Annotated in this window: 29 protein-coding genes; 12 read left to right on the plus strand and 17 right to left on the minus strand. The window is 56.3% G+C overall.

Features of this window, described 5'->3' with window-relative positions; genetic code table 11:
- Nucleotides 1-75: 75 nt before the first annotated feature.
- Complete coding sequence (locus tag IT893_RS19400; RefSeq protein ID WP_197146350.1) at nucleotides 76-993, plus strand: LysR family transcriptional regulator; 918 nt, start codon at nucleotides 76-78, stop codon at nucleotides 991-993.
- Here the strand turns inward: IT893_RS19400 and IT893_RS19405 are convergent.
- The 3 genes from IT893_RS19405 to IT893_RS19415 all read right to left on the minus strand — a co-directional run bounded on the left by IT893_RS19405 (nucleotide 979) and on the right by IT893_RS19415 (nucleotide 3,192).
- Nucleotides 979-1,485, minus strand: a complete 507-nt coding sequence (locus IT893_RS19405) for an SRPBCC domain-containing protein (protein ID WP_197146351.1) — start codon at nucleotides 1,483-1,485, stop codon at nucleotides 979-981. The genes IT893_RS19400 and IT893_RS19405 overlap by 15 nt on opposite strands.
- 150 nt (nucleotides 1,486-1,635) lie before the next feature.
- On the minus strand, nucleotides 1,636-2,583 hold the full coding sequence (locus IT893_RS19410) for a glyoxylate/hydroxypyruvate reductase A (RefSeq protein ID WP_197146352.1): 948 nt from the start codon (nucleotides 2,581-2,583) through the stop codon (nucleotides 1,636-1,638).
- Between the two features lie 180 nt (nucleotides 2,584-2,763).
- Nucleotides 2,764-3,192 carry a VOC family protein gene (locus tag IT893_RS19415; protein ID WP_197146353.1) on the minus strand — a complete coding sequence of 143 codons (429 nt, stop codon included), beginning with the start codon at nucleotides 3,190-3,192 and terminating at the stop codon, nucleotides 2,764-2,766.
- A 119-nt stretch (nucleotides 3,193-3,311) separates the two neighbouring features.
- On the opposite strand from IT893_RS19415, the gene IT893_RS19420 reads away from it, so the two are divergent.
- Entirely contained in the window at nucleotides 3,312-4,259 is a 948-nt protein-coding gene (locus IT893_RS19420) for a LysR substrate-binding domain-containing protein (protein ID WP_197146354.1), read from the plus strand.
- 48 nt (nucleotides 4,260-4,307) lie between these two features.
- Here IT893_RS19420 and IT893_RS19425 read toward each other — a convergent pair whose 3' ends face one another.
- The 11 genes from IT893_RS19425 to ade form a co-directional block, all read right to left on the minus strand.
- Nucleotides 4,308-4,793: a DUF6314 family protein gene (locus IT893_RS19425; protein WP_252724012.1), complete on the minus strand. Its 486-nt coding sequence runs from the start codon at nucleotides 4,791-4,793 to the stop codon at nucleotides 4,308-4,310.
- A gap of 82 nt (nucleotides 4,794-4,875) precedes the next feature.
- Nucleotides 4,876-5,247 carry a histidine triad nucleotide-binding protein gene (locus IT893_RS19430; RefSeq protein WP_044830002.1) on the minus strand — a complete coding sequence of 124 codons (372 nt, stop codon included), beginning with the start codon at nucleotides 5,245-5,247 and terminating at the stop codon, nucleotides 4,876-4,878.
- A 57-nt stretch (nucleotides 5,248-5,304) separates the two neighbouring features.
- Nucleotides 5,305-5,631 carry a phosphoribosyl-ATP diphosphatase gene (locus IT893_RS19435; protein ID WP_197146355.1) on the minus strand — a complete coding sequence of 109 codons (327 nt, stop codon included), beginning with the start codon at nucleotides 5,629-5,631 and terminating at the stop codon, nucleotides 5,305-5,307.
- Between the two features lie 4 nt (nucleotides 5,632-5,635).
- Nucleotides 5,636-6,397, minus strand: coding sequence for an imidazole glycerol phosphate synthase subunit HisF (hisF, locus tag IT893_RS19440; protein WP_197146356.1), 762 nt, complete (start codon nucleotides 6,395-6,397; stop codon nucleotides 5,636-5,638).
- Nucleotides 6,398-6,419: 22 nt separating this feature from the next.
- The gene (hisA, locus tag IT893_RS19445; protein ID WP_064787961.1) at nucleotides 6,420-7,148 is read right to left on the minus strand and encodes a 1-(5-phosphoribosyl)-5-[(5-phosphoribosylamino)methylideneamino]imidazole-4-carboxamide isomerase; all 729 of its coding nucleotides are present in this window, start codon (nucleotides 7,146-7,148) and stop codon (nucleotides 6,420-6,422) included.
- Nucleotides 7,145-7,699 (minus strand): GNAT family N-acetyltransferase, encoded by a 555-nt coding sequence (locus IT893_RS19450; RefSeq protein WP_040822270.1) that lies wholly within the window; start codon nucleotides 7,697-7,699, stop codon nucleotides 7,145-7,147. Before IT893_RS19450 ends, hisA begins: the two co-directional genes overlap by 4 nt.
- Nucleotides 7,696-8,346, minus strand: coding sequence for an imidazole glycerol phosphate synthase subunit HisH (gene hisH, locus IT893_RS19455; protein ID WP_197146357.1), 651 nt, complete (start codon nucleotides 8,344-8,346; stop codon nucleotides 7,696-7,698). The genes IT893_RS19450 and hisH overlap by 4 nt, the downstream gene beginning before the upstream one ends.
- Entirely contained in the window at nucleotides 8,343-8,786 is a 444-nt protein-coding gene (locus IT893_RS19460) for a DUF2628 domain-containing protein (protein WP_197146358.1), read from the minus strand. The genes hisH and IT893_RS19460 overlap by 4 nt, the downstream gene beginning before the upstream one ends.
- A gap of 82 nt (nucleotides 8,787-8,868) precedes the next feature.
- The gene (hisB, locus tag IT893_RS19465) at nucleotides 8,869-9,468 is read right to left on the minus strand and encodes an imidazoleglycerol-phosphate dehydratase HisB (protein WP_197146359.1); all 600 of its coding nucleotides are present in this window, start codon (nucleotides 9,466-9,468) and stop codon (nucleotides 8,869-8,871) included.
- Between the two features lie 157 nt (nucleotides 9,469-9,625).
- Nucleotides 9,626-11,761, minus strand: a complete 2,136-nt coding sequence (locus IT893_RS19470) for a cache domain-containing protein (protein ID WP_197146360.1) — start codon at nucleotides 11,759-11,761, stop codon at nucleotides 9,626-9,628.
- A gap of 143 nt (nucleotides 11,762-11,904) precedes the next feature.
- Nucleotides 11,905-13,632, minus strand: coding sequence for an adenine deaminase (gene ade / locus IT893_RS19475; protein ID WP_197146361.1), 1,728 nt, complete (start codon nucleotides 13,630-13,632; stop codon nucleotides 11,905-11,907).
- Between the two features lie 229 nt (nucleotides 13,633-13,861).
- Here ade and hslV point away from each other — a divergent pair, with 229 nt between their 5' ends.
- Nucleotides 13,862-14,422, plus strand: a complete 561-nt coding sequence (gene hslV / locus IT893_RS19480) for an ATP-dependent protease subunit HslV (protein WP_008888827.1) — start codon at nucleotides 13,862-13,864, stop codon at nucleotides 14,420-14,422.
- Between the two features lie 59 nt (nucleotides 14,423-14,481).
- Entirely contained in the window at nucleotides 14,482-15,792 is a 1,311-nt protein-coding gene (gene hslU, locus IT893_RS19485; protein WP_063086156.1) for an ATP-dependent protease ATPase subunit HslU, read from the plus strand.
- A gap of 82 nt (nucleotides 15,793-15,874) precedes the next feature.
- On the opposite strand, the gene IT893_RS19490 is transcribed toward hslU, so the two are convergent.
- Both IT893_RS19490 and IT893_RS19495 read right to left on the minus strand, forming a co-directional pair.
- Nucleotides 15,875-17,284 (minus strand): ATP-binding protein, encoded by a 1,410-nt coding sequence (locus tag IT893_RS19490; RefSeq protein ID WP_008888829.1) that lies wholly within the window; start codon nucleotides 17,282-17,284, stop codon nucleotides 15,875-15,877.
- 273 nt (nucleotides 17,285-17,557) lie between these two features.
- The gene (locus IT893_RS19495) at nucleotides 17,558-18,139 is read right to left on the minus strand and encodes a malonic semialdehyde reductase (RefSeq protein ID WP_063086152.1); all 582 of its coding nucleotides are present in this window, start codon (nucleotides 18,137-18,139) and stop codon (nucleotides 17,558-17,560) included.
- 253 nt (nucleotides 18,140-18,392) lie between these two features.
- Here IT893_RS19495 and IT893_RS19500 point away from each other — a divergent pair, with 253 nt between their 5' ends.
- From IT893_RS19500 to IT893_RS19530, 7 genes are all read left to right on the plus strand, one after another.
- A complete protein-coding gene (locus IT893_RS19500) occupies nucleotides 18,393-19,655 on the plus strand; it encodes a polysaccharide deacetylase family protein (RefSeq protein ID WP_197146362.1) in 1,263 nt (420 codons plus the stop codon).
- A 203-nt stretch (nucleotides 19,656-19,858) separates the two neighbouring features.
- Complete coding sequence (gene coaBC / locus IT893_RS19505; protein WP_197146363.1) at nucleotides 19,859-21,085, plus strand: bifunctional phosphopantothenoylcysteine decarboxylase/phosphopantothenate--cysteine ligase CoaBC; 1,227 nt, start codon at nucleotides 19,859-19,861, stop codon at nucleotides 21,083-21,085.
- A gap of 74 nt (nucleotides 21,086-21,159) precedes the next feature.
- Nucleotides 21,160-21,624, plus strand: a complete 465-nt coding sequence (gene dut / locus IT893_RS19510; protein ID WP_197146364.1) for a dUTP diphosphatase — start codon at nucleotides 21,160-21,162, stop codon at nucleotides 21,622-21,624.
- A gap of 93 nt (nucleotides 21,625-21,717) precedes the next feature.
- Entirely contained in the window at nucleotides 21,718-22,173 is a 456-nt protein-coding gene (locus IT893_RS19515; RefSeq protein WP_008888834.1) for an Rrf2 family transcriptional regulator, read from the plus strand.
- Nucleotides 22,174-22,376: 203 nt separating this feature from the next.
- Nucleotides 22,377-23,327, plus strand: coding sequence for a cysteine synthase A (gene cysK / locus IT893_RS19520; RefSeq protein WP_040822518.1), 951 nt, complete (start codon nucleotides 22,377-22,379; stop codon nucleotides 23,325-23,327).
- Between the two features lie 226 nt (nucleotides 23,328-23,553).
- The gene (locus IT893_RS19525) at nucleotides 23,554-24,357 is read left to right on the plus strand and encodes a molybdopterin-synthase adenylyltransferase MoeB (protein WP_197146365.1); all 804 of its coding nucleotides are present in this window, start codon (nucleotides 23,554-23,556) and stop codon (nucleotides 24,355-24,357) included.
- Nucleotides 24,347-24,778, plus strand: a complete 432-nt coding sequence (locus tag IT893_RS19530; protein ID WP_008888837.1) for a DsrE family protein — start codon at nucleotides 24,347-24,349, stop codon at nucleotides 24,776-24,778. Before IT893_RS19525 ends, IT893_RS19530 begins: the two co-directional genes overlap by 11 nt.
- A gap of 21 nt (nucleotides 24,779-24,799) precedes the next feature.
- Here the strand turns inward: IT893_RS19530 and IT893_RS19535 are convergent, their stop codons facing one another.
- Nucleotides 24,800-25,489 (minus strand): LysE family translocator, encoded by a 690-nt coding sequence (locus tag IT893_RS19535; protein ID WP_197146366.1) that lies wholly within the window; start codon nucleotides 25,487-25,489, stop codon nucleotides 24,800-24,802.
- Between the two features lie 100 nt (nucleotides 25,490-25,589).
- Between IT893_RS19535 and IT893_RS19540 the strand changes: the two genes are divergently transcribed.
- Nucleotides 25,590-26,504 carry a LysR substrate-binding domain-containing protein gene (locus IT893_RS19540; RefSeq protein WP_252724013.1) on the plus strand — a complete coding sequence of 305 codons (915 nt, stop codon included), beginning with the start codon at nucleotides 25,590-25,592 and terminating at the stop codon, nucleotides 26,502-26,504.
- Nucleotides 26,505-26,576 lie beyond the last annotated feature (72 nt).

A 26,576-nucleotide genomic window follows, 5' to 3' on the forward strand; every position in this document is an offset into this window, starting at 1 on the left:
CCCAAGATGACTTTTTGGATAATTAGGTTATATTCGACATCATTATTCGAAATTAAATAACAATCAGGATGACGAATGGACCGGTTTGAGGAAATGCGCAATTTCGTGCGCGTGGTAGAGCGCAAAAGCTTTACCAAGGCGGCGAGTGATCTTTTGATCCCGCGTGCGACCATGACCAATTCCATTCAGCGGTTGGAAGAACGGCTGGGCACCCGGTTGCTGGAACGCACGACGCGCACCGTCAACCCGACCCGCGACGGGGATGCGTATTACCAACGCTGTGTAAGGATTCTGGCCGACCTCGAAGAGGCCGATGGCAGCTTTACCAATGCCGACCCCAAAGGGTTGCTTAGGGTTAATCTGCAAGGCACGCTGGCGCGAACCTTTATCATCCCGGCCCTTGGCGATTTTTGGGGTCGCTATCCGGGGATCGATCTGGTGCTGGCCGATGGCGATCGTTTTGTTGATCTGGTGCATGAAGGCTTTGATTGCGTATTGCGCAGTGGCGATCTGGCCAGTTCATCGATGATCGGGCGCAGGCTTGCCCTTTTGCACGAGGCGACCGTTGCCAGCTCCGATTACATTGCCCGCATCGGCATGCCCGAAACCCTTGCCGACCTGAAAAGTCAGGGCCATCAGATGGTTTGTTTTTTATCGGGAGCCGATGACAAGCCGATCCCGCTTGATTTCAGGGTAGATGGCAAGCTTTGCGAGATCATGCTGCCGGCCAGTATCTCCGTGACCGGGGCGGACAGCTATGCCGCCTGTGCAGCCGCCGGATTGGGAATTGTGCAGGTGCCGCGTTATCGCGTTGCCGATGACCTTAAATCCGGCAAACTGATTGAAATCCTGCCCGATTGCCCGCCCGATCCGATGCCGGTTTCGGTGCTGTATCCGCAAAATCGGCAGCTTTCGGCGCGTGTGCGGGTATTTGTCGATTGGCTGACTGAATTGCTGGCGGGGCTTGATTTTGCCGGGTCAGGCCGGGTTTGAGCGGCTTGAAAGCAGTTTGATCCGGTTTCGCAATGAAACCAGATGCGCCTGCCAGTAATGGGTCATCATCGGCTTGAAACGGTTGTCATTCAGGCCATTGCGCCCGGGATGGGCCATCGAAAGCTTTTCAAGGCCCAGATGTTCCAGCGTGATACGGGTGTAATCGCCAAGCGCGCTAAATCGGATATCGACCAATGTCCCTGGTTCCTTGGGATCGGCCATCGGCCAGTTCCATTCAAAGGCAAGGCGCTTGGCGGGCTCCCACTTGGTGACCTTACCGGCGCGGACGATGAAATCGGGGCGGCGTTTATCGACTTCCTGCAAATAGCGTGTGCCGTTTTCTTCGCCAAATTCCATGATGCCCGGACGATTGCCAAGCAGGCGGTTGCGCGGCCCCTGTTTCCACCAGTGATCAATCCCGCCTGTGAAGTGTTCAAAGGCGGTGGCAGCGTCACAGTCAACGCGAAGCGCAACAAAGGTTTTGGCTGACATCGAAAATCCCGTTTAACAGCAATGGCGCCGACTGCGTGTGCGGCTGTTCCTGTTTTGCAGAAAGCCTGTGGGCGGACAAGCAAAACCCGATCTGGCAGGCATAATGCGCCGGATCGGGTTTGAAGGGTGTGTGGTTTGAGCGGTAGCGGCTTAGTAGCCGACCTCGCGGTTCACAAGCCCGCGCGGGGTTTCGCCGCGGGCCAGGCGATCAAGGTTTTCGGCAATCTGATCGACGGATTCTTCAAACCGGGTCGCGGCCGCAATATGCGGGGTGATGCGGATTTTCGCGTGATCCCAGAACGGATGGCTTTCGGGCAGCGGTTCGGTCGCGGCAACATCCAAAAACGCGCCACGCAGATGGCCGGTATCAATCGCGCGCAGCAAGTCGGCTTCGTTGATCATCGCCCCCCGGGCGGCATTAATGATCGCAGCGCCCTTGGGCAGGAAGGAAAGCGTGCTGCTGTTAAGGACGTTTTCGGTTTCGGATGTGCGCGGCAGAAGGCAGATCAGGATATCGGACTGACCGAGGAACTCAGCCAGCGTTTCCTTGCCGGCATAGGTTGAAATGCCTTCAATCGCCTTCATCGAGCGGCTCCAGCCCGAAACAGAAAAGCCCAGATTTGAAAGCGACGAGGCAACGGCAGAGCCCAGCGCACCCAGCCCCATGACACCGACCCGGCATTGCGAAATGCGTGCGACGTCATGCTGGGTCCAGTCGGCCTTGGCCTGCTGGGCGCTATAAACATCAAAGTCGCGCATGAAATGCAGGGCGGCATAAAGGTGATATTGCACCATCTGATCAGCCATCCCGGCATCTTCCAGACGAATGACCGGCAATTCCTTGGGCAGGCTGGGCGAGGAAACAACGTGATCGACCCCTGCACCGAGAGAGAAGATGGCTTTCAGCTTCGGCAGCGTCTTGATCAGGCCCTGTGGCTGTTTCCAGAACAGGGCATAGTCAATCGTTTCAGGATCGTAATCGTCTTCCTCGATCACGATATTGGCGTCCGGCAGGCGGTCAACCATCACGCTTTTCCACTTTTGATCATCGCCGGCAGCGGAAATCAGAATGTTGAGCGGGGCGTTGGTGGTTGCCATCGGGGTCTCCTGGTCAATGCTTGGAAAGTCGGGACGATAAAAGGTTCTGTACATATCAAACGCGCCAGAGCGCAAAGCGTTCCGGCGCGTCAGTTGGCGCGTCAGTTGGCGCGTCAATTACAGTCTGTCATGGACCGGCCCGCTTTCACAAGGCCGGTTACGTGCTATTAAACGTCCAAATCAGTGGGCAAAGATCATGGCCGGGTCACGGAAGGTCTTGAATTCAAGACCATTTCCTGCTGGGTCTTCGACAAAGAAGGTGCCCTGCTCGCCCGGTTCACCCTTAAAGCGGATCTTGGGTTCCAGCAGGAATTTGACATTGGCCGCCTTAAGCTTGTCGGCCAGTTCGTGCCATTTTTCCCATTCCAGAATCGCCCCGAAATGCGGGATTGGCACCGCATCGCCATCGACATCACCGGCCCCCTTGTTCTGGCCGGCTTCGGGGCGGACATGGGCAGAAAGCTGATGACCAAAGAAATCAAAATCAATCCAGGCTTCGGTCGAGCGGCCTTCATCACAGCCGAGGATATCGATATAGAACGCGCGGGTGTCAGATATTGATTTGATCGGGAAGGCCAGATGGAACGGTGGCAGGGATGGCGAAGACATGGTCAACCTCAAAGATTATCCAGATTATCTAACGATGTGTTGTTGGAACTACTCTAATACGTCAGAATGTGGCGGGTAAAATCAGAAGTTCTGGACTTATCAATAGGAAAACTATTGCTATGGCGCTGCGCCCGACCACCCCGCCTCTCAATGCCCTGCGCGCGTTCGAAGCCGCCGCCCGGCTTGGCAGCTTTGCCCGCGCGGCTGCGGAACTTTCCGTCACCTCCGGCGCGATCAGCCAGCAGGTCGCCAATCTGGAAGCCAGCCTTGGCATGAGCTTGTTTGAGCGTAATGGCCCGAAACTGGCCCTGCGTGAAGCCGGTCGGGCCTATCTGCCCAGTCTGCGCCGGGCGCTCGACGAGATCGAGGCCGCCACCCTTGATCTGGTGACCCATGGCGCGGGAGAGCGGAAACTGGTTATCGGTGCGCTGCATACCCTGGCCAGCAGCTGGCTTATTCCAAGATTAAATCGATTTCAAAACGAAAACCCCGATATCCGCCCGGTGATCGAAACCTTGGCACTTAATTTCGCCACCCCGGAACGCAGCCCGGACCTTGGCGCACGCCAGATGGATGTCGGGCTTTATTTCGGCGATGGTCGCTGGCCCGGGATGATCTGCGACAATCTTTTTGATGAAATTCAAGTGGTTGTTGCCAAACCCGGATATGTTGCTTCAGGTGCCATGACGGACGAAAACAGCCCCAGAGACCCGGCAGATCTGCTCGGACACTATCCGCGACTGGTCCACACCACCCGGCCCAAGGCATGGCATGACTGGGCGCAGGCCAACGGGATTGCGATTACCGGGGCGCCCGGACCGGCGTTTGAGCATTTCTTCATGCTGATCGAAGCCGCCAAGGCAGGCATGGGAATCGCCCTGTTACCAAGGGTTTTGATCGATGGACCACTTGCCCAGGGCAGTCTTGAAATCGTCAGCGCGGCCAGCTTGAAATCCAGCGGCGCATACTATCTGATCACGCCGGAAAGCCGTCAGGACGTGCCGGAAGTGTGCGCCTTTCGGGATTGGGTACTCGGTTTGGCAAGTCAATCCGGTTTGTCAGAATAAAGTGGCAAGTATTTGAAATTATGGACGGGTGTCTCGTATTTCGGGATACTAGGCGCGTCGATAGATGCTGTGCAGCAGGTGATCTTTCTTCGGACCGGTGATTTTTATTTTTGTTTCGAAATGATCTGACCCGTTCCAGATCATGCAATGGTGGTAGAAGTCCTCCCCGCAGGGGTGAATGTCGTGGGCACAAACCCCCTCTTCACCCTCTTCACCCTCTTCACCCTCTTCGCCAAATTGCAGCAACACATAGCGATTGCCGAAACTCAAAGGGTCGCGAAACAGAAGCTCAATCGCCGCCGGGTCCTCGTGCAGGACAAAATCATACTCCCGATAGCCATCAAACCGCTTGCCGTCCGGGCGGGTCAGAAACCCTTCCTCACGATAGCGCAGCACATTGGGTTGGGCCGGATCGGCAGCATGAAACCTGACATCGCCGGTAAACTGCCCGGCTTCGCCCAAATCGCGCACAAGCGTCCAGTTGCCCGGAAGGGCTTCGAAAATCTCGGCGGCGGTGGGGATGTTGGGTGCCATAGATGATTTCAGGTTCATGTTAGGACAAAAAAGGCAGGGCGCGCGATGCGGAACCCTGCCTTTTTAATGGGTTTCCAGTCGCTTAGGCGCCGGGCAGCATCCGCGGGAGCTTCTCACCGCCCAGGATATGCACATGCAGGTGCGGGACGTCCTGGCGGCCGTGTTCGCGGGTGTTGGCGATCAGGCGGTAGCCGTCTTCAACCACGCCAGCTTCCTTGGAGATTTTGCCAATTGCGCGGGTATAGGCGATGATTTCGGCGTCCGATGCATTGAGCGCAAAGTCATCATAGCTGGTGTAAGCACCCTTCGGGATGACCAGCACATGGGTCGGGGCCTGTGGCGCGATATCGTTAAACGCCAGCACATGGTCATCTTCATAGACCTTGGTGCACGGGATTTCGCCGCGCAGGATTTTGGCAAAGATGTTTTCCGGATCGTAGGGCTGAACGGCCATGGTGATGCTCCTGATACCTTAGTCGGGACATTGCCCGGATAGTTGAGGCTTTATGCCTTAATCTTTGCTGCGCGATGCCTTTTCGGCAATACCTGAAATGCCCTGACGTTCGGCCAGGATCTTCCAGACATCATCAGGCGTGACCCCCTGATCAGCCCAAAGCACGGTCAGGTGATAAAGCAGATCCGCACTTTCCGATGCGACCTTTTCCGGGGTTTCGGCAAGGGCGGCAATCACGGTTTCAACGCCCTCTTCGCCGACTTTCTGGGCGATTTTGGCAGTGCCCTTGGCAAACAGCTTGGCGGTATAGCTGGTTTCCGGGTCTGCACCCTTGCGGGCAGAAACGGTTGCGTAAAGCGCATCAAGGATGTGTTGATTGGCCATGCTCTCAGTCCTCACGTACCGGAATACCGGCGGCTTTCATGTGTTCCTTGACCTCGCGAATGCGATAGGTGCCGAAATGGAAGATCGAGGCGGCCAGAACCGCCGATGCATGGGCATCGCGCACGCCTTCGACCATGTGATCCAGCGTCCCCACACCGCCCGAAGCAATGACCGGCACATGGACGGCATCGGCAATGGTACGGGTCAGCGGGATGTTAAAGCCCGACTGGGTGCCATCGCGATCCATCGAGGTGACCAGAAGTTCGCCCGCACCGTATTCGACCATTTGTTTTGCAAACGAAACGGCATCGACCCCGGTCGGTTCACGCCCGCCATGGGTAAAGATCTCAAACTTGTCCGGGCCGGTTGATTTGGCGTCAATCGAGACCACAATGCATTGCGATCCGAACTTGCGCGCGGCTTCGCGGACGAAATCGGGGTTTTTGACCGCAGCGGTATTGATCGAAACCTTGTCCGCGCCGGCCAGAAGCAGCTTTCGGATGTCTTCAAGGGTGCGCACCCCGCCACCCACGGTGACCGGCATAAAGCAGGCCTCGGCCGTGCGGGCAACGACATCGAAGATGGTATCGCGGTTATCACTTGATGCCGTGATATCAAGGAAGCAGAGTTCATCCGCACCCTCGGCATCGTAGATGCGCGCCTGTTCGACCGGATCACCGGCATCGACCAGATCAACGAAATTGACCCCTTTGACGACGCGGCCGTCCTTGACGTCAAGACAGGGAATGACACGGGTTTTCAGCATGGTCTGTTTCCTGTTGGGTCGGTTACGAAAGGGCCGCGATGGCCTCTGCCAGATCGATGCGGCCATCATAAAGCGCACGACCGGAAATCGCGCCATCAATGCCGGCATCTGTGTGTTTCTTGACCGCGATCAGATCATCCAGCGATGAAACCCCGCCCGATACGATCACAGGCGTCGAGATTTCCGATGCCAGGGCCACGGTGCTTTCGATATTCGGACCACCCATCGCGCCATCCCGGTCGATATCGGTAAAGATGATCGCCGCCACACCGCAATCCTCAAATTTCTTGGCGAGTTCGAGGGCCGTGACCTCAGACGTTTCCGCCCAGCCTTCAACCGCGACATAGCCATCGCGGGCATCAATGCCGACAGCCACCCGGCCCGGCCATTTGGCACAGGCTTCCTTAACAAAATCGGGATTGCGAAGGGCAACGGTACCAAGGATCACGCGGGTGATGCCTTTATTGAGCCAATAATCAACCGTTTCCATGGTGCGGATGCCGCCACCAAGCTGCGTCTGGGCCTTGCCCGATACAGCGGCAAGGATGGAGTCCACTGCTGCGCCATTGACCGGTTCACCGGCAAAGGCACCGTTCAGATCAACGATATGAACCCAATGGCAACCGGCTTGCACAAATTCACCGGCCTGTGCGCCCGGATCGTCGTTAAACACGGTTGCCTTGTCCATGTCGCCGCGCAGCAAGCGCACACATGCACCATCTTTCAGGTCAATTGCGGGATAAAGGTTCACTGATCGGTGTCCTGTATTTTCTTGGTGTAGTAATAGCCTTCGACCATCTTGCCATCGACCATCGCGTAATAGGGATTGATGCCCCAACGGACATATCCAAGCCCGTTATACAGTGCGATGGCGGCTTCCTGGGTTTCGCGAAGGTCGAGTTTCAAAACGCTATAGCCCGCTTCACGGGCGAAATATTCAATCGAACGCACGATCGCCTTGCCGTTGCCGCGCCCGCGCGCCCAAGGAGCGACGAAATGGCCGGAAATCTGGGCGGAATGGCGCTGTGCTTCGAGGTTGGCCGGTGTTTCGATCAACTGGGCGGCACCGGAAATGATGCCATCTACGCGCGACACAAACAGATGGCGACCAGGCATCAGCAACACACCGCGCCAGTATTTTTCCATGTCCGGACGGTCCGGCGGTGTCAACCAGCCAAAGCCGCCACCTTCGACAATTGCCTGGGTACAGGCATCGACGATATCGGAAATGTCGCCTGCGGTCAGTTCGGTCACGCGTTCGGCAATGACGCCCGGCTGAATGGTATCAGATGGTGCGATCATGGCTTCCACCCCAGGAAGTTCCCGATGATGGTAAGCCCGGTTTTCTGGCTTTTTTCCGGGTGGAACTGGGTGCCGATCATGTTGTCACGCCCGATCATGGCCGTGATGCTCCCGCCATAGGAAACCGATGCCAGTCGCTGATCCGGGTTGGTGACATGCATGTGATAGCTGTGCACGAAATAGGCGTGATCGCCATCGGAAATGCCTTTAAGGACCGGGTGCGCCTTGCCCGCCGGATCAAGCACCAGCTCGTTCCAGCCCATATGCGGGATTTTAAGGCTTGGGTCGCTGGGCTCGATGGCCACGACTTCGCCAGAAATCCAGTCAAGGCCGTCAGTGACGACAAATTCGCGACCGACGGTCGACATCAACTGCATGCCAACACAGATGCCAAAGAACGGCTTGCCGCCCTTAATCACCTGCTCGGTAAGGACATCAACCATGCCCGTCACGGCATCAAGGCCCGCACGGCAATCGGCATAGGCGCCAACGCCCGGAAGCACGATATGGCTGGCGTTGCGGACCTTTTCCGGGTCATCGGTGACAATGATCTCGTCAGAAAAGCCGGTTTCACGTGCAGCACGCTCGAACGCCTTGGCGCACGAACGCAAATTGCCGGAACCGTAATCAATAATCGCAACACTCATGGGTAGGATGGGCTCCCGGTTGAGGGGGTGGAGGTAAGGGCAGCTGCGGAGTGTGGGACGCGCAGCCGGGAATTTTTTGAACGCTCAAAGCAGCGATGTTCGGCCTCGGTTTCATCATGGCCAGCGACGATATCGACCATCTTCCAGCCTTTTGCGGCCAGTTTGCGCCGACGCAAATCATTGGCGATCAGGCCAAAGCCGATCCCGGTCACAAGTGCCAGGGCAAAGTCCATTTCAGGCCCGCCGTCAAACAGCTCGACCGCAAAGGTGCAGAGAAATGAAACCGCGACAAGACCGAAAAAGCCCAGCCACAGGCGATGGTACAACGCCCAAAGGCCTGAAAGCAGAAAGGCCCAGAAATTGAAGCCTTCGCGGATCAGGATGGCGTTTTCCATCGGGTCGGCATCGCCGGGATGGGTATGGACTGTGTAAACCTTCATCGAAAACCGGTTCTCTGGACCGGTGGCAGAGTGTTGTCTGCTGTGCCACCGGTGTATTTTCGATCAGATCGAACTGACCTGCTTACAAGGAGCCGCCAAGCGTGCCCTTGGTCGAGGGGATGGCATCGGACTTGCGCGGATCAATTTCGATTGCCACGCGCAGCGACCGTGCAAGCGCCTTAAAGGCACTTTCGATGATATGGTGATTGTTCTCACCATACAGGTTCTCGACATGCAGCGTGATGCCAGCCGCCTGGGAAAAGCCCTGGAACCATTCCCGGAACAGCTCGGTATCCATATCGCCCAGCTTGTCGCGGGTAAATTCGACATTCCAGATCAGATAGGGACGGCTTGAAATATCCAGTGCGACACGGGTCAGCGCCTCGTCCATCGGCAGCAGGCAGCTGCCATAACGCGTGATGCCCTTTTTATCGCCAAGCGCCTTGGCAAAGGCTTCGCCGATCGCGATGCCGCTATCTTCGGTGGTGTGGTGGAAATCAATATGCAGGTCGCCCTTGGCCCGGACTTTAAGGTCCATCAGGCTGTGACGCGAAAGCTGTTCGAGCATGTGATCAAGGAACCCGACCCCGGTCTCGACGTCATAAACGCCGGTCCCGTCAAGGTTCAGTTCGACCATGATCTGGGTTTCGTTTGTGTTACGCTCAACGCGGGCCTTGCGCATGCAAAGCTCCTTTCCTGCAGGTATTGATGCATATGACGGGTCGTATGTAGCAATAAAGTCCGACAAAAGCCAGTTCTAGGTGGCTACGCAATGGCCGCAAATAGTGGTTTTCGCGCCCGGATCAGGCCGCCAATCGGGCTGTGCGGTGATATTGGGGCTATTTACGGGTCATGTGATTGACTTCATCCCAGTTTTTTTCGGGCGGATGATCGATAAATTCCCGGCATCTTTCGATATAGATTTCAACCAGCTTTGGTGTGGTTGCAGCTTCCAGATGCGCCTTGAAGGCGTCATGTGCTTCGGCCCATTTCTGGTCGTGATAAAGGTCCATACAGGCATCCCATGCCGCGATCTCGGTTTGCTGCGCGGTGATATCAACAAGGGCGTTGGTGGTATCGTCGCGATCCCCGATCAGCTCAAAGATATCAATCGGCACGCTTGTACCAAGGGGAACGACCCGGTCGACATATCTGAGCAGGAAGTTATCGGATGCGCGTTTTTCAATGGCCTCACTGACAAGGATGCGTGTGCCATAGATCTTGTTAAGTCCCTCGATCCGCGAGGCAAGGTTCACCGCCTCGCCAAGGGCCGTGTATTGCAGGCGATGTTCGGAGCCTACATTTCCGACAACCACCTGATCGGTGTGCAGGCCAAATCGCGTGTAGAGTGGAAACAGGCGTGAATCCTGTGAGATGGAATTCAGCCGTCGACCGGCCAACCGGCAGGCCAATGCAGCCTTGCAGGCATGGTCCACATGGTTGGGATCGTCGGTCGGCGCATTCCAGAACGCCATGATGGCATCACCGATATATTTGTCGATGGTGCCATTTCCGTTGATGGTGATCTGCTGTTCCATCGCGGCAAAATAGTTCGAAAGCTCAAGCGCCAGATCGGTCGGCGAATAGTTTTCGGTCTTCGCAGTAAAGCCCTCGATATCGGTAAACATGATCGATAATTCGCGGGCCTCACCGCCAATTTCGACTGGATTGCCAGCTGACATGATTGATTTCACCACATCTGCCGGAACGTAGGCGCCAAAGCTTTTGAGGCTGAGCTTCATGTTCGCCACGGCCTTGGACAGGGCATCGACCTCGTAGATGTGGGATTCCATATCGAAATCACCGCCGAGATCAAATTGACCGATCTTTTCGGCTTCTTCGGCGACGGCATTGATCTGGCGGCTTAACATCCGCGAGATGATGGCGATCAGGATGACGGTAAAGACAAGGATCGCGGTTGCGATCTGAAGCACATTGCGGGTTGTTGCCTTGATGTCGCCAACAAATTCATCTTCGGGCACGATCAGACCCAGAACCGGCGCGACGCCAAAGATTTCCGGTATCGGTGCCGCCGAGCCGAGATATTTTTTCCCGTCGGTTTCATCAAGGAATTCAAAGAAGGTGTCGGGGTTATTGGTCCAGCTTACGATGGCGCGGCTGACAATCGGGTCGCTGATGGTTCGATTGTCGATCTTGAAAAGTGTCTCATTCTCATTGCCACCATAGGGGCCGTTATAGGCCAGAACCCGCTGTTGCGCATCGAGCATAAAGACCCGGCCCTGTTCGCCAATCCGGATATCGCCAAGGATCTTGTTGACGCTTTCCAGTGTCAGATCCGCACCGACTACCCCCATCAGGCTGCGATCCGGGTTCAGGACGCGCTTTGCAAAGGTTACGCCGGGCTTGTTTGTGCTGTTGAAGGTATAGAACGGACTGACAAAAATACCGTCCTTGTCCTTTGCGCCTTCGTACCAGGCTCGGGTTCTGGGGTCATAGGTGGCAGCACTTTCTTCCTTGCCGGTAACGGTGCCCCAGCCCGATTGATAGAGATAGCTGTCAGTTTTTTCGCCCGACAGGGCGTCATCAATCGTGCGATAGATGATTTTGCTGTCTTTGGGGATGGGCGCATTGCGGGGGCCAAAGGTTGTCAGGCCATCGGGAATTTTGATCACCTGAAAGAACCGACCATCGTCTTCGAACCCGAAAAACAGGCCATAGATTTGCGGTAATCCCTTGATCTGGCTGGCCATCACTGAACCGCCGGTGGGCTCGGATATCGCACCGGGAAAAGACGTGATCATGTCGGCGGTGGTGGTAACAACCTGCCCGACTGGCAGGATTACGTTGATCAGGCCATCGACCGATTTCTGCCGGGCGCTTTCCATTTCGGCACGGGCGGTTTGCAAGGCAAGATTGCGGTTGCTGTTGTACAGAAACGCAACCGTCACCCCCAGCATCACGACCGCAATCGTTGTAAACGCAGCGGTAACGCCAATCTGAAGCCTGATTTTCACCTGATCGTATATCCATCATGCCAGGCGACAGAGTGCCGCCTGTTCACAGAGCGATACTTGAAAGATTAAGTCGCGGCTGATGAAAAACAACAATACGTTGAGTGATCAGGTTAAAAAAATCGCAATGGTTACTCAGAGTTATTCTAAACGAAGTCGAATTTATCGACGTCAAACAGGCCGCGATCGGTCATTTTTAGGTGCGGGATCACCGGCAGGGCCAGGAAGGCGACTTGCAGGAACGGTTCGGGTAAAACACATCCCAGATCCTTGGCTGCCTTGCGAAGATCAATCAGGTGCTCCTCGACAGTTTCGAACGGCTCAAGGCTCATAAGCCCCGCAACCGGCAGGGCCAGTTCGGCCGTGACTTTGCCGCCATCGGCCACCGCAAAGCCGCCGCCCATTTCAATCAGGCGATTGACGGCTGCTGCCATGTCGGCATCGCTTGCCCCGACCACGGTGATATTGTGGCTGTCATGCCCGACGGAGGAGGCAATCGCCCCGCGTTTCAGGCCAAAGCCGCGCACGAAGCTGCGCCCGATATTGCCATTGATGCCGTGGCGTTCAACGACGGCGACCTTGATCACATCATTGTCCAGATCGGGTTTGAGGCCATTATCGCCGATTTCAAGCGTCGCTTCATCGCGGAAGGTCAGGATAAGGCCCGGTTTGACCTTGATCACCGGGGTCTGGTTCTGACCCGGTTTGGGATCGCAGGCAAAGGCCTCTGCTGAAACCGGGGTTGCCTTCATCGACGTCAAACCGACTGGCTCGATGGTTTTGCGTTTTGCAAACAGATCCTTGGTGACAAGGCGACCACCGGCAATGACATCGGTGACGTGGCAGGCTTCAAGATCATCAAGGATGGCGATATCGGCCCGCCAGCCCGGTCCGATCAAACCGCGATCACGCAGGCCGAAAATGCGGGCCGCGGAATGGGACGCGGCGCGATAGGCATGATGGATCTGGCAATTACGTGCCTTCAAATGACCGATTAATCGCGAAACAAGACTATCAAGATGACCTTCTTCGCCGATATCAAGCGGGTTGCGGTCATCAGTGCATAGCGCGACGAAGCTTGAGCTGTTTTCATCGAGAATTTCGGCCAGTGCCTCCAGATCCTTGGACACCGATCCTTCGCGGATCAAGATCGCCATGCCCTTGGCAAGCTTTTCGCGGGCTTCCTCGGCCGAGGTGGCTTCGTGATCGGTACGAATGCCAGCGGCCATGTAGCCATTAAGATCCAATCCGCGGACCAGCGGCGCGTGCCCGTCGATATGGCCATCCTGAAAAGCTTCGAGCTTGGCCATGATGCCCGGATCAAGGTTGAGCACGCCGGGATAGTTCATCATTTCCGCTAGCCCGACGACCTTTTCATGCGACCGGAACGGCAGAAGGTCTTCGATCTCAAGCCGTGCGCCAGCGGTTTCAAAGGCGGTGGCCGGTACGCAGGATGACAGATTAACCCGCACATCCATCACGGTCTGCTCGGCGCAATCCAGGAAGTATTTGATGCCCTCAGACCCCAGAACATTGGCGATTTCGTGCGGGTCGCACAGGACCGTGGTGACACCATGCGGCAGTACACAACGATCAAACTCGAGTGGAGTGACGAGCGAGCTTTCAATATGCAGGTGGGTATCGATAAAGCCCGGCACTGCGAACTTGCCGGTGCAATCAATTTCGGTCTCGCCAGCATAGCTGTCATGGGTGCCGACAATCCGGTCGCCGACAATGGCGATATCGGTTTCGGTGATCTTGCCGGTGATGACGTCAAGCAAGCCGATATTCCGCAGCACCAGATCGGCCTTGATTTTGCCCTGACCGGCAAGAATGCATTTGCCAAGATGGGTTTGGGTAAGATCGCTGCTCATGGTGCCTGGTCCTGTCTTCTTGAAATTCTTTTGCCTCCCCAAGGGTAAAGCATGTCGGGCGGGGATGCCTTGAATTTTTTGGGTATCTCAGCGTTGAAACTGTGTTTTGGTCGACATGAAGGTCGCGCGGTCAGCGGAAGCGGCAGTTGCGGGTGGCTTCTGCCCTTGACCGGGGCGTCTGCCGTGCTAACTCTTGGGCGAAGCAATCGATGAGATTCAAGGATAATTCATGAGCGAACAACAAAGCTGGCATGGCACGACAATTCTGTCCGTGCGCAAGGGCAATGAAGTCGTGGTGGCCGGTGATGGTCAGGTCTCGCTTGGTCCGACGGTGATCAAGGGCAATGCCCGCAAGGTGCGCCGGATCGGCCAGAAGGGCGAGATTATGGTGGGCTTTGCCGGGGCAACGGCGGATGCCTTTACCCTGCTGGAACGGCTTGAAGCCAAGCTTGATCGTCATCCGGGCCAGACGATGCGCGCCTGTGTCGAATTGGCCAAGGACTGGCGAACCGATCGTTACCTTCGCAAGCTCGAAGCCATGATGGCGGTGGCCGACAAGGACGTGTCACTGGTTCTGACCGGCCAGGGCGATGTTCTTGAACCTGAAGATGGCATCATTGCCATTGGCTCGGGTGGCAACTATGCGCTTGCTGCGGCAAGGGCCCTGCTTGATCAGGACCTCAGTGCCGAGGAAATTGCCCGCAAGGCCATGGCGATTGCCGGTGAGATTTGCGTCTACACCAACGGCAATGTCTTATTAGAGAAAATTGATCTTGAGGATGCGAAATAATCAAGGCGCCAAACCGGGCCTTGTTACGGCATTCGTCGCAAAAAGATACGGAATAAATCATGACCCAACATTACAGCCCGCGCGAAATTGTTTCCGAACTGGACCGTCACATCATCGGTCAGAAGGATGCCAAGCGCGCGGTCGCCATTGCGCTGCGTAACCGCTGGCGCCGTCAGCAGCTTGACGAAACCATGCGCAATGAGGTGCTTCCGAAAAACATCCTGATGATCGGGCCGACCGGTGTCGGTAAAACCGAAATCGCGCGTCGCCTTGCCAAACTGGCCGAGGCCCCGTTCATCAAGATCGAAGCGACCAAATTCACCGAGGTTGGTTATGTCGGGCGCGATGTCGAACAGATCGTGCGTGATCTGGTGGAAGTTTCGATCGATCTGACCCGCGAAAGCATGCGCAAGAAAGTCCGCGCCAAGGCCGAAATGCAGGCCGAGGAACGCATTCTGGATGGTCTGGTCGGTGAAAATGCATCGTCTGATACCCGCCAGAAGTTCCGCAAGATGCTGCGCGAAGGTGAACTTCAGCACAAGGAAATCGAAATTAACGTGCAGGAAAGCAGTGCTGCTTCGATGCCGACCATCGATATTCCGGGCATGCCCGGTGCACAGATGGGGATGCTGAACCTCAATGACATGTTCGGCAAGGCGTTTGGTGGCAATACCAAGCCCAAGCGCATGACGGTCGAAGAAGCCTTTGAGCGCCTGATCGATGAAGAAGGTGACAAGCTTCTCGATAATGACAAGGTCACTGCCGAGGCGATTGAAAATGTCGAACAGAACGGCATTGTGTTCCTGGATGAAATCGACAAGATCACCGCGCGGTCCGAACGTGGTGGCGATGTGTCGCGCGAGGGTGTTCAGCGCGATCTGTTGCCGCTGATCGAAGGGACCAACGTTTCAACCAAGCATGGCACGGTCAAAACCGACCATATCCTGTTCATCTGTTCTGGTGCGTTCCACCTTGCAAAGCCGTCCGACCTTCTGCCGGAATTGCAGGGCCGCCTGCCGATCCGCGTTGAGCTTAAGGCGCTGACCGAGGGCGACTTCCGCCGCATCCTGATGGAGCCGGAAGCATCCCTGATCAAACAGTATATCGCGCTTATGAAGACCGAGGACGTGACACTCGACTTCACCGAAGATGCGGTCGATGAAATTGCCCGCATTTCGGCCAATGTGAACGAATCGGTCGAAAATATCGGGGCGCGTCGCCTGCATACGGTGCTCGAAAAGCTGCTGGATGACATCAGCTTTACCGCCACCGACCGTGGCGGCGAGACGTTTAAGGTCGATGCCAATTATGTCCGCGAACAGGTCGAAGACCTTGCCAAGGATACCGACCTTTCGAAGTTTATTCTGTAATCGAAATGTTCGACCAGACCAGATATGCAAAAGGCCAGCACGATGTTGCTGGCCTTTTTGTTTTTGCATGTCTTCCAGACGCTTAGGCGGAATGCAATTTCCGGACATTGTCGCCGGTTTTGGCCGGGAGATAGACCGTAAAGACCGAGCCAACACCCTGTTCACTTTCGATCTGCATGGTGCCGCGGTGGCGTTGCACGAGGTGTTTGACGATGGCCAGCCCAAGGCCGGTGCCGCCAACCGCGCGGGAGCGTGCAGTATCAACGCGGTAGAAACGCTCCGTCAGGCGCGGCAGGTGTTCACGGGCGATGCCATCGGAATGATCGCGGATGGCAACGGCCATAATGCGGTCATGGCGGAAACGCGCCAGTGCGCCCGGCGGGTTTTTCGCCAGACTGATGGAGACTTCGACATCGGTATTGGCGTGACCGTATTTGATGGCGTTTTCGACCAGATTGACAAAGACCTGGGTCAGTTCCTTTTCCTCGCCAACCATTTCGGTGTCATCAAGCGTGCTGGTGACACGAATGTTCATGCCCTTGGCTTCGGCCTTCAGGGCGAGGCTTTTGGCGACCTTGCCGATGATCTTGCCGACATCGCAGTCCTCGGACGGCGGGGTATGTTCATTAAGCTCGATCCGGGCAAGCGACAGAAGGTCTTCGATCAGATGCTGCATGCGTTGTGCCTGATCGCGCATCACCGGCAGGAACTGGTTGAGCGCATCGGGATCATCCTTGGCCGGGCCTTCAAGCGTTTCGATAAAGCCCAGCAGCACCGAAAGCGGGGTACGCAGTTCGTGCCCGGCATCGGTCGCGAAGTCGGCGCGCATCTGTTCAAGTTTGCGAAGCTCGGTCAGATCGGAGAATGTCAGAACGAAGTTCCGATCACCTGCGGCAGCAGGCAGGCGTGCGGTCAGTACGTCGAAGTGACGGTGCGCGTCAGCCGCCAGCACGAATTCCGCATGCTTCATGGTTTCGCGCGCGCTTGCGACATCGTCAAAGGCATCCAGCAGGATCGGGTCACGGATAAAACGCGTCAGATCACGGCCGGTTTCAAGGTTGTGAAACAGGCCCTTGGCCGCCCGGTTAAAGCCGGTGACCACGCGATGGCGATTGACCATCACCACCGGGTTTGGCAGGTGATCAAGGATTTCGGCATCGGTGCTGGTTTGTGCTTCAAGCAGCGCGATGCGATCACGAAAGGCTGCGGCAATCTGGGTATAGAGCGATGAAAGCTCGGACGCGGCGGCAAAGCTGATATGTTGCGGCGGGGTGCCTTTATAGCGGTCGCGCAGATCGGTCGCATAGCGTGCCACCCGGCGCAGATCGCCAAAATAGATGCGCAAGATCGCCGCAGCCCCGAGCCACGCGGCGGTCGCAGACAGGATCGCTGTGCCCCAGCCAAGCTGCTCCATCGCCGCAAGGACGACAAAGACAACACCTGCCGGAAAGGCAACGGCCAAAGCCGTAAGTATCAATTGGCGGAAACCCAATTAACGCTCCTGTTTAAACGGGGTGACGGCGGTTTACCATGCGTGTGATCAAAAGTGGACCTAAAATGGTTATGGGCCAGTAAAGATCAAATAAAACTTTGATGACAGTTTTCTAAGCACTGAAGTGATTGAAAATATCTGTCGGGTGCGTGGTGATGCCATCTTCTGCCCAACGCCTTTGGGCAGGATGTGTCATGTGGGGAGCGTATCGGTTTGCGCCAACCGGCGGGCGGATGTTTTAACGCCCGCCGGTCAGGTTCTTGTTTGGTGTGATCAGATGATTTCAGCACCTTGGTCGAAGCTCAGGCGCGGCTGGCGTTCAAACAGCTTGCTGCCATCGCCATAGCCGATATTGAGCAGGAAGTTGCTTTTATACGGGGTGCCAGCAAAGAATTCGGCATCGACCTTGGCGTTATCGAAGCCCGACATCCCGCCACAATCAAGGCCAACGGCCCGAAGGGCGAGGATGAAATAGCCTGCCTGCAGCGTGCCATTACGGAATGCGGTGGTTTTGATGGCCTCTTCCTTGCCGGCAAACCATGAGCGGGCATCGGTATGCGGGAACAGATCGGGCAGCTTTTCGTAAAATTCCATGTCATGGGCGATGATGGCTGTCACCGGTGCCGTCATGGTTTTTTCGATATTGCCCTCTGCCAGGCAGGGTTTAAGGCGTGCACGGGCCTCATCGGTGGTGACAAATGTAATGCGCATCGGTTCGCAATTGGCACTTGTCGGGCCCAGTACCGTCAGGTCCCAGGCCTTTTTGAGAAGTGCCGGGTCAACCGGTTTGTCGTGCCAGACATTGTGGGTGCGGCCATTGTGAAAAAGAAGGTCAAGTCCATCAGAATTAAGCATGCATCCTCGTCAATCAGAAGTGGTTGCCAAAAGTTCGATATGGTTACCATTAGATTTGTAATGTGGCGGACAATTGGCAAGAGCTGATATGAACTGTGGAAAAACAATCGGTTCACTGGTATTTTCGAAGTCAAAATGACCCTGCAAAACGCATTGCGTGGGGCAGGAGCCGGGTTTTCTACTGGGGGGAGATCCGAGGGCGCGAATGAGTTGCGCCCCGGCGTGGGTGGATCGCAAGATACTGGAAACAGATATGGCAGTTGAGACCAAAGGGCACAGCGCAATTTCGGCAGTGATGCGGGTGAAACCGCCGCGCAGGATGCACGGCCTTATTGTCGGTGTCTCCTTCGCGGTTGGACTTACTTTTGGCGCTACGGTCGGCTTTGCCCAGATCGCGTCGGATAGCGCACCTGCAACCGATGAAACGGTTGAGGCGACGGCGGCTGAGCCTGCGGTAACGGATGTAGATGGTGGCGAAACCCCGGAAACTCCGGGAGCCCCGACGACCGAGGCAACAGCACAGGACGCGGCCCCATCTGATGCGCCGCAAAGTGCGGATCAGGAAGTGGTCACGCAAAGCGGAGACGCGACATCGGCCGTGGTGTTTATGTATCATCGCTTTGGCGAGGGCGAATATCCTTCGACCAACATCACGATGGAACAGTTCGACCAGCACGTCAAAGAACTGACCAGCGGTCCTTATACCGTCATGGGCGTTCCGCAGATCGTCAGTGCGCTTGCCGATGGCAAGGGGCTTCCGGATCGCACCATCGGCATTACGGTCGATGATGCCTATCGTTCGGTTTACGAAAAGGCCTGGCCGGTATTTCGTGAACACAACCTGCCCTTCACCGTGTTTGTTTCCACCGAACAACTTGATTCGGGCTATGCCAACTACATGACCTGGGACATGGTGCGCGAATTGTCCAAGGCCGGTGTGACGATTGGTGGTCACAGCCAGAACCATGCCCATTTGCCTGATTTCGACATTGATCGCGTCAAGGCAGAGCTTGCCAATTCTGCCGCCCGGTTTGAGGAAGAACTCGGCTATGTGCCGGAAATCTTTGCTTATCCCTATGGGGAGGCCAATGGCGAGGTGATCGCTGCGGTCAAGGAAGCTGGCTATCGCGCGGCCTTTGGCCAGCAAAGCGGTGCGATGCATACCGAATCTGATTTTATGTATCTGCCGCGTTATGCCCTGAACGAACATTACGGTGCGATGGATCGGTTTAATCTGGCGGCAAATTCCCTGCCGCTTGTGGTCAGCGATGTCACACCGGCTGATTACACCCTGACCCGCAATCCGCCGGCCTTTGGCTTTACGCTGGCAGAATCGGCCCCGTCGATGAACTGTTATCCATCCGAAGGGGAGCCGACCATGTCGCGCCTTGGCGAAGAACGGGTTGAAATCCGCCTCGATGGTCCGGTTTCAAGCGGGCGCTGGCGGATCAACTGCACCGCCATGGGGCCAGATTCACGCTGGCGCTGGTTCGGGATGCTTTATACCGTTCCATAAGCAACCGCTTGATGGCGCTAAACCCGATATTCAGCGTCGGGATCTGAAATCCAAATAAAATCAACGCCATGTCCAGATGCCGGGCATGGCGTTTTTCAAACAATCCTGTGGCTTTTATCGTGTTCTTGATTGGGTTCTTGCGCCCGATTGGGGGACAATGTAGGTTAACCACACTTCTTAACCGTAATTAATTGGTAATCACAGTGCCAAGTGACTTAAATCGAAAGAGTGTCCTTCTGATCATCTCGGGCGGCATTGCCGCCTATAAGGTGCTTGAGGTGATCCGTCGGTTACGTGATCGCGGGATCGATATCCGCGCCATCCTGACCAAGGGCGGGGCCGAGTTCGTGACACCGCTTTCGGTTGCGGCACTGACCGAAAGCAAGGTCTATCAGGATCTGTTTTCCCTGACCGACGAAGCGGAAATGGGCCATATCCGCCTGTCGCGTGAGGCGGACCTTGTTCTGGTCGCCCCGGCAAGTGCGGATATTCTGGCCAAGATGGCCACCGGACAGGCCGGTGATCTGGCGACAACCGCGTTACTTGCGACCAACAAGCCGGTAATGATTGCCCCCGCAATGAATGTCGAGATGTGGAACCATCCGGCGACGCAAGCCAATATCGCCACCCTTGAAAGCCGCGGCGTGTTGCGCGTCGGCCCAGCGTCTGGCGACCTTGCCTGTGGTGAATTTGGATCGGGCCGTTTGGCCGAACCGGCCGAGATTATCGCAAGTGTTGTTGATTTCCTGGAACAGCAAGACGCGCCCAAACCCCTTGCCGGTAAAAAGGCAGTGGTCACCAGCGGCCCGACGCACGAGCCGATTGATCCGGTGCGTTATATCGCCAACCGATCCTCGGGCAAGCAGGGCCACGCGATTGCCGAGGCGCTTGCAGCGGGGGGGGCAGAAGTGACGCTGGTGACGGGTCCGGTGACCCTGCCCGATCCCGCAGGGGTGAAGGTCGTGCGGATCGAAACCGCACGCGAGATGCTGGGTGCCGTGCAGGCCGCCCTTCCCGCTGATATTGCCGTTTGTGCCGCGGCGGTCGCCGATTGGCGCACGGCTGATGAAGCCGGTCAGAAGCTTAAGAAAGATGGATCGGGGGTGATCCCGGACCTGAAGCTTTCGGAAAATCCGGACATTCTGGCGACCATCAGCAAGGCCGGGCCAATGCGACCGGGACTTGTGATCGGATTTGCCGCCGAGACGGAAAATGTAACCGACCATGCCCGCGCCAAAAGGGCACGCAAGGGGTGTGACTGGATCCTCGCCAATGATGTGGCGCCCGCGACCGGGACCTTTGGCGGTGATGATAACGAGATTTGCCTGATTTCAGGCGATGACGAAACCAGTGATGAACGGTGGGAACGCCAAAGCAAGACCGGGGTTGCCCGTGCGTTAAGTGCGCGCATCATCAAACATTTTTCCTGACGGGCGTATCCCGGAAGGCAGACAGAACGATTAGACCGGCAGATGATCCTGCCGGGACAAGACAAGGATAGACGATGTCGCTTTTAAGCGTTGATTTAAAGCAGCTTCCGCACGGGGCGGATTTGCCATTACCGGAATACGCAACCGCGCAGTCAGCCGCGGTTGATTTGCAGGCCGCGATTGACGGGACGCTTGTTCTGGCACCGGGCAAACGTGCCATGGTCGAAACCGGTATTGCTATCGCCCTGCCCGCCGGGTTTGAGGCACAGGTGCGTCCGCGGTCAGGCTTGGCGGCGAAAAACGGGGTCACGGTCCTTAATAGCCCCGGCACGATTGATGCCGATTATCGCGGCGAGATCAAAGTCATCCTGATCAATCATGGTGACGAAGCCTTTGAAATCGAACGCGGCATGCGCATTGCACAGCTGGTCGTCGCACCGGTGACGCAAGTGCAGTGGAACGCCGTAGAAGACTTGAATGAAACCGCGCGCGGTGCGGGTGGTTTCGGTTCGACCGGAACAGCCGGCCCGGCCCGATAGGCCTGGAAAAGCATGCTGGTCGATCCGGTTTGACGCTATCTGGTTATGCCGTCTGGGGGGATGGCTGAACCGCAAGGGGAGTTGAGTGAAAAGATGCTGAAGCTTTCTAAGAAGATGCTGTTTGCGATCGAGGCGGTCGTGGACATTGCCTATAACGCGGCGGGTGAGCCGGTCCAGAGCCGGGATATCACCGCGCGTCAGGGCATTCCGAAACGTTACCTTGAACAGACGTTGCAACAGTTGGTGCGTGCCGACATTCTGGTCGGCGTGCGTGGCCCGCGCGGGGGATATCGGTTGGCGCGTGAACGCCGTCGCATCACGCTTGCCGATATCGTGTCGGTGATCCGGTCGATGGAAACATCCGATGACCCGATCGAGGATCCGGCAGGATCGCCACTGGGCAAGGAAGTCGTCCGTCCGCTGTGGCGGGAATTGCAGGACGAAATGATGAAGCAGCTTGAGAAAATCACGGTCGAAGACCTGTGCAACCGGGCACGGGATGCGGGCCTGCGCAGCGGGATTGAAGAGTCCCCGGATTTCATCATTTGATCTTATCGGGGTGCAGCGCTTTGGTGTATCGTCATTGCACAAGAAACTGCTGCTATTGAAGGTAAAACTACAAGTTTATGGAACGTTGCCCGGCACAGGATCTGTAAAAAATCTTTCAATCCGTTTGACCCGGATAAATAGCGAGATAAATACAGATCAAAGATGTGCTTGATGGCAAAAATACAGAAACGTGCGAGGAAAACATGACTGAGTTTCGCGGCAAGATTTACGACAGCATCATCGACACCATTGGCGCAACGCCGCTGGTGCGCCTTTCGCGACTGGCAGAGGCCGAAGGTGTCAAAGCCGATCTGATCGGCAAGCTTGAATTCTTTAACCCGCTGGCCTCGGTCAAGGACCGTATTGGTCTGGCGATGATCGAAAATGCCGAGAAATCCGGCAAGATCAAGCCGGGCGCAACCCTGGTGGAGCCAACCTCGGGCAATACCGGTATTGCCCTGGCCTTTGTGGCGGCAGCCAAGGGTTACAAGCTGATCCTGACCATGCCCGAAAGCATGTCGCTGGAACGTCGCAAGATGCTGATGCTTCTGGGTGCGCAGATTGATCTGACCCCGGCGGCCAAGGGCATGAAGGGTGCGGTTGCCCGTGCCGAGGAACTGGTTTCGGAAATTGACGGTGCCGTCATGCTTCAGCAGTTTGACAACCCGGCCAACCCGGAAATCCACCGCAACACCACGGCCGAGGAAATCATCAAGGATACCGCCGGAAAGGTGGATATCTTTGTCGCCGGTGTCGGGACTGGCGGGACCCTGACCGGGGTGGGTGAAGTGCTTAAAAAGCATAACCCGAACATTCAGATCGTTGCTGTTGAGCCCGAAGACAGCCCGGTCATTTCCGGTGGCGCGCCTGGCCCGCATAAAATTCAGGGCATTGGTGCGGGCTTCATTCCGGGCAACCTCAATATCGACGTCATCGACAAGGTGATGACCATCGGCAACGAGACCGCCTTTGCCACCGCCCGCAAGCTTGCCAGCATCGAAGGCCTTCCGACCGGTATTTCATCCGGTGCGGCGGTTGCGGCCGGGATCGAGCTTGGCCAGCTGCCGGAAAACGAAGGCAAGCGCATTGTTGTGATCATACCGAGCTTTGCTGAACGGTATCTTTCGACCCCGTTGTTCGAAGGCCTGCAATAAGCAGCCTGAAAGACCAAAGATTTCAAAGGGTCCGACACGATGTGCCGGGCCTTTTTCATTGGCGGAATGCAGGGCTTTGGCTTGGTTGATTGAGCAAGCAAATCATTTCGTTTCGATATGAATATGAAATCTTTGCTTGAGGCCACTGTTCCATGGGCTATATGCAAAAGCCTGATGGATTACCATGTGATTTGATGACCGACGTTCTGACAGGAAGCCCACCCGCGTGAGTGATTTCGATTTCAGCGAAAATGAAGTGCAACGCTATGCCCGCCACATCGTCCTTAAGGAGGTTGGCGGCACGGGGCAGATGAAGCTCAAGCGCGGTCGGGTTCTGATCGTTGGGGCGGGGGGGCTTGGATCGCCGCTTGCGATGTATCTGGCCGCCGCCGGGGTTGGGACGATTGGCATTGTCGATGCTGACACGGTCGAACTTTCAAACCTGCAACGCCAGATCGCGCATGGCATGAAGGATATCGGAACGCCCAAGGTCGACAGTGCCAAGGCGACCATGACCGATATGAACCCCGAAGTCACTGTGCAGGCCCTTAACACCCGGCTTGATGCCAGCAACGTCATGGATCTGATTGCCGATTATGATGTGATTGCCGACGGTTCGGATAATTTCGATACGCGCTTTTTACTTAACGATGCCTGCTACCACGCGGGCAAGACGCTGGTTTCCGGTGCCGCGCTTCGCTTTGACGGGCAGGTATCGACCTTCAAGGCCCATCTGGGTGCCCCGCATCCCTGTTATCGCTGCATTTATCATGCTCCGCCGCCTGAAGACGCCATTCCGTCCTGTGCGCAGGGCGGCGTTTTGGGATCGGTTGTCGGCATGATCGGCGGCATTCAGGCGACAGAGGTGCTTAAGGAACTGATGGGCATTGGTGATGGCCTTTCCGGGCAGCTTCTGATTATCGATGCCCTGTCCGCCTCGTTCCGCAAGATCAAGGTGCCCCGCGATCCGGGCTGCCCGACCTGTTCAGAAAACGCCACAATCAAGGACCTGTCTATTCATGAGCACTGAGTCTGATACGCCCAAAAAGCTCTCCCTGGTGGTGTTTTCCGGGACCTATGAAAAGGTTCATTACGCCCTCGTAATGGCGTCGGCCGCCTTGGCATCGGGCCGTGAAGTGACGCTGTTCTTCACGATGGATGCCAGCCGGGCGCTGTTTGCGCCGTCGGGTTGGCGTCATCTGCGCACCGAGGTTGACGGGGCCACGGCGACATCGATTGATCTTAGTTATTCGACGCGTGGCATCGGCACTTTCGAAGAATTGTTGTCGGCCTGTGCCAGCCTCAATGCCAAATTCATGATCTGCGAGATGGGTCTGCGCGCCCTTGGCCTTGAAAATCAGGCAAAGCGTGAAGAACTGGCAATCGAGACCGGCGGTGTTGTTACGTTCCTGAACGATGCCAAACAGAATGGCGAGATGCTGTTTATCTGATCTTTGAGGTCGGTGTTCACTCTAGCTTGCCAGAAGTTTGACACCCAGGCCGGCAAGGCAGATGCCAACACCGCGTTCGATCCATGATTTGATTGCAGCAATGCGCGCCTGCACCGATGGCAGGGTCAGGGCTGTTGCGACAAGCGCAAACCAGATCATGTGGCAGGCTGCGATATAAACACCATACGCGACTTCCTGTGCTACCGCGGTGTCTGGTGAAATCACCTGACTGAACAGCGATACGATAAACAACATGGTTTTGGGGTTCAGCGCATTACAGGCAAAACCGATCCAAAACGCTGATCCGCTGTTCTGTGCCGGACTGGTTTGGTTTTGATCCGGTTGATCAGAGTTTGTGACGCTCGACGCACTTTTGCTGTGATCCGGCCTGCCCAGCAGGCGTCGAATATCCGGCCAAAGCGCCGATACGCCAAGCCAAATCAGATAAGCCGCCCCAAGGTAGCGCAAAGCTGACAAAACCCAGATATTACTGGCAAAAACAACACCAAGCCCGATCAGCGTGTAGCCGAGATGCACCGAAACGCCAGTACCAATCCCGATGGCGCAGAGCACGCCTGCCCGCCGTCCGCGTGCAAGGGCGATCCGGGTCACCATCGCAAAGTCCGGGCCGGGGCTGATCACGGCGAGAATGGTGATGATGCCAACGGCAATGATTTCCATCGATAAGATATCGCCTGTCCATTCCGCCATGATGTGATCCCTTGTGAATGATGAATTCATTTGATGTGTGAGTGAATTCAGTATCAAACTGTTCAGGTCGCCGGAAAATCGAAAAATACTGGTATTTATTGTGAGTAATATTCACAGAAAACGCAGTTTGCCGCCCTTGGTGGCCCTGCCCGCCTTTGAGGCCGCAGCCCGCCATCAAAGCTTTTCGCGTGCGGCGGATGAGCTTAATCTGACGCACGGTGCGATCAGTCGCGCGGTTGCACAAATCGAGGAACGTCTGGGTGTTAAGCTGTTTGTTCGGCGCAATCGGCGTGTCTGGCTGACTGCCGCAGGCGAGCGGTTGTTGAAGGCAACAACGGGTGCGCTCGATGGGCTTGATCAGGCGATTGAGGATATCCACCGCCATGACAAGTCATCCCCGATATTGACCGTATCGTGCGAGCCCAGCCTTGCGATGCGTTGGTTGATGCCGCGACTTGGCGATTTTCGCGAGGCCAACCCGGATCTGAATATTGATCTGAGACTGGCGGGCGGGCCGGTGGATTTGTTGGCGGATGGCTGTGATGTTGCCATCCGTCGTGCGGATTACGGCATTTCCGAGCATTACATCACCACCCGACTTTGGCCGGAATATGCGGGGCCGGTTTGCGATCCGGAATGCTGGGAAACCATCCTTTCAAGGGATTTGTCCAACGCCCGCTGGCTTCATACGAGAACGCGTCCCGATGCCTGGGATGACTGGAAACGCAGCAGCGGCAGCACGGCAACCCCGGCAAGCGAGCAGTATTTCGATCATTTCTTTTTCGCCCTGCAGGCAGCCGTTAACCGGCTTGGTACAGCGATCGGTCCCTTGCCGCTTGTGGCTGATGATCTGGCGTCCGGGCGGCTGATCGCACCGCATGGCATGGCCCCGACGGGCTTTGATTATGTCCTGATCACGCTTGATCCGCCCAAGCGTGATCCTCGAATTGCGCTGTTTTTTGACTGGTTGATGGCCAAGGCAACTGACATGGAGCATGCGATTTCACCAGCCTGACTGTGATCAACGAAGTGGTTGGCCGTGCACCAGCTCGGAACATTGATTGCGTGCCAAGCGTTTGGGGATAGT

It is taken from the genome of Thalassospira sp. A40-3, assembly GCF_015871485.1.
Classification (GTDB): domain Bacteria; phylum Pseudomonadota; class Alphaproteobacteria; order Rhodospirillales; family Thalassospiraceae; genus Thalassospira; species Thalassospira tepidiphila.

What these genes read in the sequence shown, in the direction of transcription:
- IT893_RS19415 (WP_197146353.1), bottom strand. Translation starts at nt 3,192, where the DNA reads ATGTCTTCGCCATCCCTGCCACCGTTCCATCTGGCCTTCCCGATCAAA.
- IT893_RS19460 (WP_197146358.1), bottom strand. Translation starts at nt 8,786, where the DNA reads ATGAAGGTTTACACAGTCCATACCCATCCCGGCGATGCCGACCCGATG.
- IT893_RS19535 (WP_197146366.1), bottom strand. Translation starts at nt 25,489, where the DNA reads ATGGCGGAATGGACAGGCGATATCTTATCGATGGAAATCATTGCCGTT.
- IT893_RS19450 (WP_040822270.1), bottom strand. Translation starts at nt 7,699, where the DNA reads ATGATCGCACCATCTGATACCATTCAGCCGGGCGTCATTGCCGAACGC.
- hslU (WP_063086156.1), top strand. Translation starts at nt 14,482, where the DNA reads ATGACCCAACATTACAGCCCGCGCGAAATTGTTTCCGAACTGGACCGT.
- hisB (WP_197146359.1), bottom strand. Translation starts at nt 9,468, where the DNA reads ATGCGCAAGGCCCGCGTTGAGCGTAACACAAACGAAACCCAGATCATG.
- IT893_RS19430 (WP_044830002.1), bottom strand. Translation starts at nt 5,247, where the DNA reads ATGGCCGTTCAGCCCTACGATCCGGAAAACATCTTTGCCAAAATCCTG.
- hisF (WP_197146356.1), bottom strand. Translation starts at nt 6,397, where the DNA reads ATGCTGAAAACCCGTGTCATTCCCTGTCTTGACGTCAAGGACGGCCGC.
- IT893_RS19495 (WP_063086152.1), bottom strand. Translation starts at nt 18,139, where the DNA reads ATGCTTAATTCTGATGGACTTGACCTTCTTTTTCACAATGGCCGCACC.
- IT893_RS19515 (WP_008888834.1), top strand. Translation starts at nt 21,718, where the DNA reads ATGCTGAAGCTTTCTAAGAAGATGCTGTTTGCGATCGAGGCGGTCGTG.
- IT893_RS19435 (WP_197146355.1), bottom strand. Translation starts at nt 5,631, where the DNA reads ATGGCCAATCAACACATCCTTGATGCGCTTTACGCAACCGTTTCTGCC.
- IT893_RS19500 (WP_197146362.1), top strand. Translation starts at nt 18,393, where the DNA reads ATGGCAGTTGAGACCAAAGGGCACAGCGCAATTTCGGCAGTGATGCGG.
- dut (WP_197146364.1), top strand. Translation starts at nt 21,160, where the DNA reads ATGTCGCTTTTAAGCGTTGATTTAAAGCAGCTTCCGCACGGGGCGGAT.
- IT893_RS19400 (WP_197146350.1), top strand. Translation starts at nt 76, where the DNA reads ATGGACCGGTTTGAGGAAATGCGCAATTTCGTGCGCGTGGTAGAGCGC.
- hisH (WP_197146357.1), bottom strand. Translation starts at nt 8,346, where the DNA reads ATGAGTGTTGCGATTATTGATTACGGTTCCGGCAATTTGCGTTCGTGC.
- cysK (WP_040822518.1), top strand. Translation starts at nt 22,377, where the DNA reads ATGACTGAGTTTCGCGGCAAGATTTACGACAGCATCATCGACACCATT.
- IT893_RS19530 (WP_008888837.1), top strand. Translation starts at nt 24,347, where the DNA reads ATGAGCACTGAGTCTGATACGCCCAAAAAGCTCTCCCTGGTGGTGTTT.
- hslV (WP_008888827.1), top strand. Translation starts at nt 13,862, where the DNA reads ATGAGCGAACAACAAAGCTGGCATGGCACGACAATTCTGTCCGTGCGC.
- IT893_RS19405 (WP_197146351.1), bottom strand. Translation starts at nt 1,485, where the DNA reads ATGTCAGCCAAAACCTTTGTTGCGCTTCGCGTTGACTGTGACGCTGCC.
- IT893_RS19410 (WP_197146352.1), bottom strand. Translation starts at nt 2,583, where the DNA reads ATGGCAACCACCAACGCCCCGCTCAACATTCTGATTTCCGCTGCCGGC.
- IT893_RS19425 (WP_252724012.1), bottom strand. Translation starts at nt 4,793, where the DNA reads ATGGCACCCAACATCCCCACCGCCGCCGAGATTTTCGAAGCCCTTCCG.
- ade (WP_197146361.1), bottom strand. Translation starts at nt 13,632, where the DNA reads ATGAGCAGCGATCTTACCCAAACCCATCTTGGCAAATGCATTCTTGCC.
- IT893_RS19420 (WP_197146354.1), top strand. Translation starts at nt 3,312, where the DNA reads ATGGCGCTGCGCCCGACCACCCCGCCTCTCAATGCCCTGCGCGCGTTC.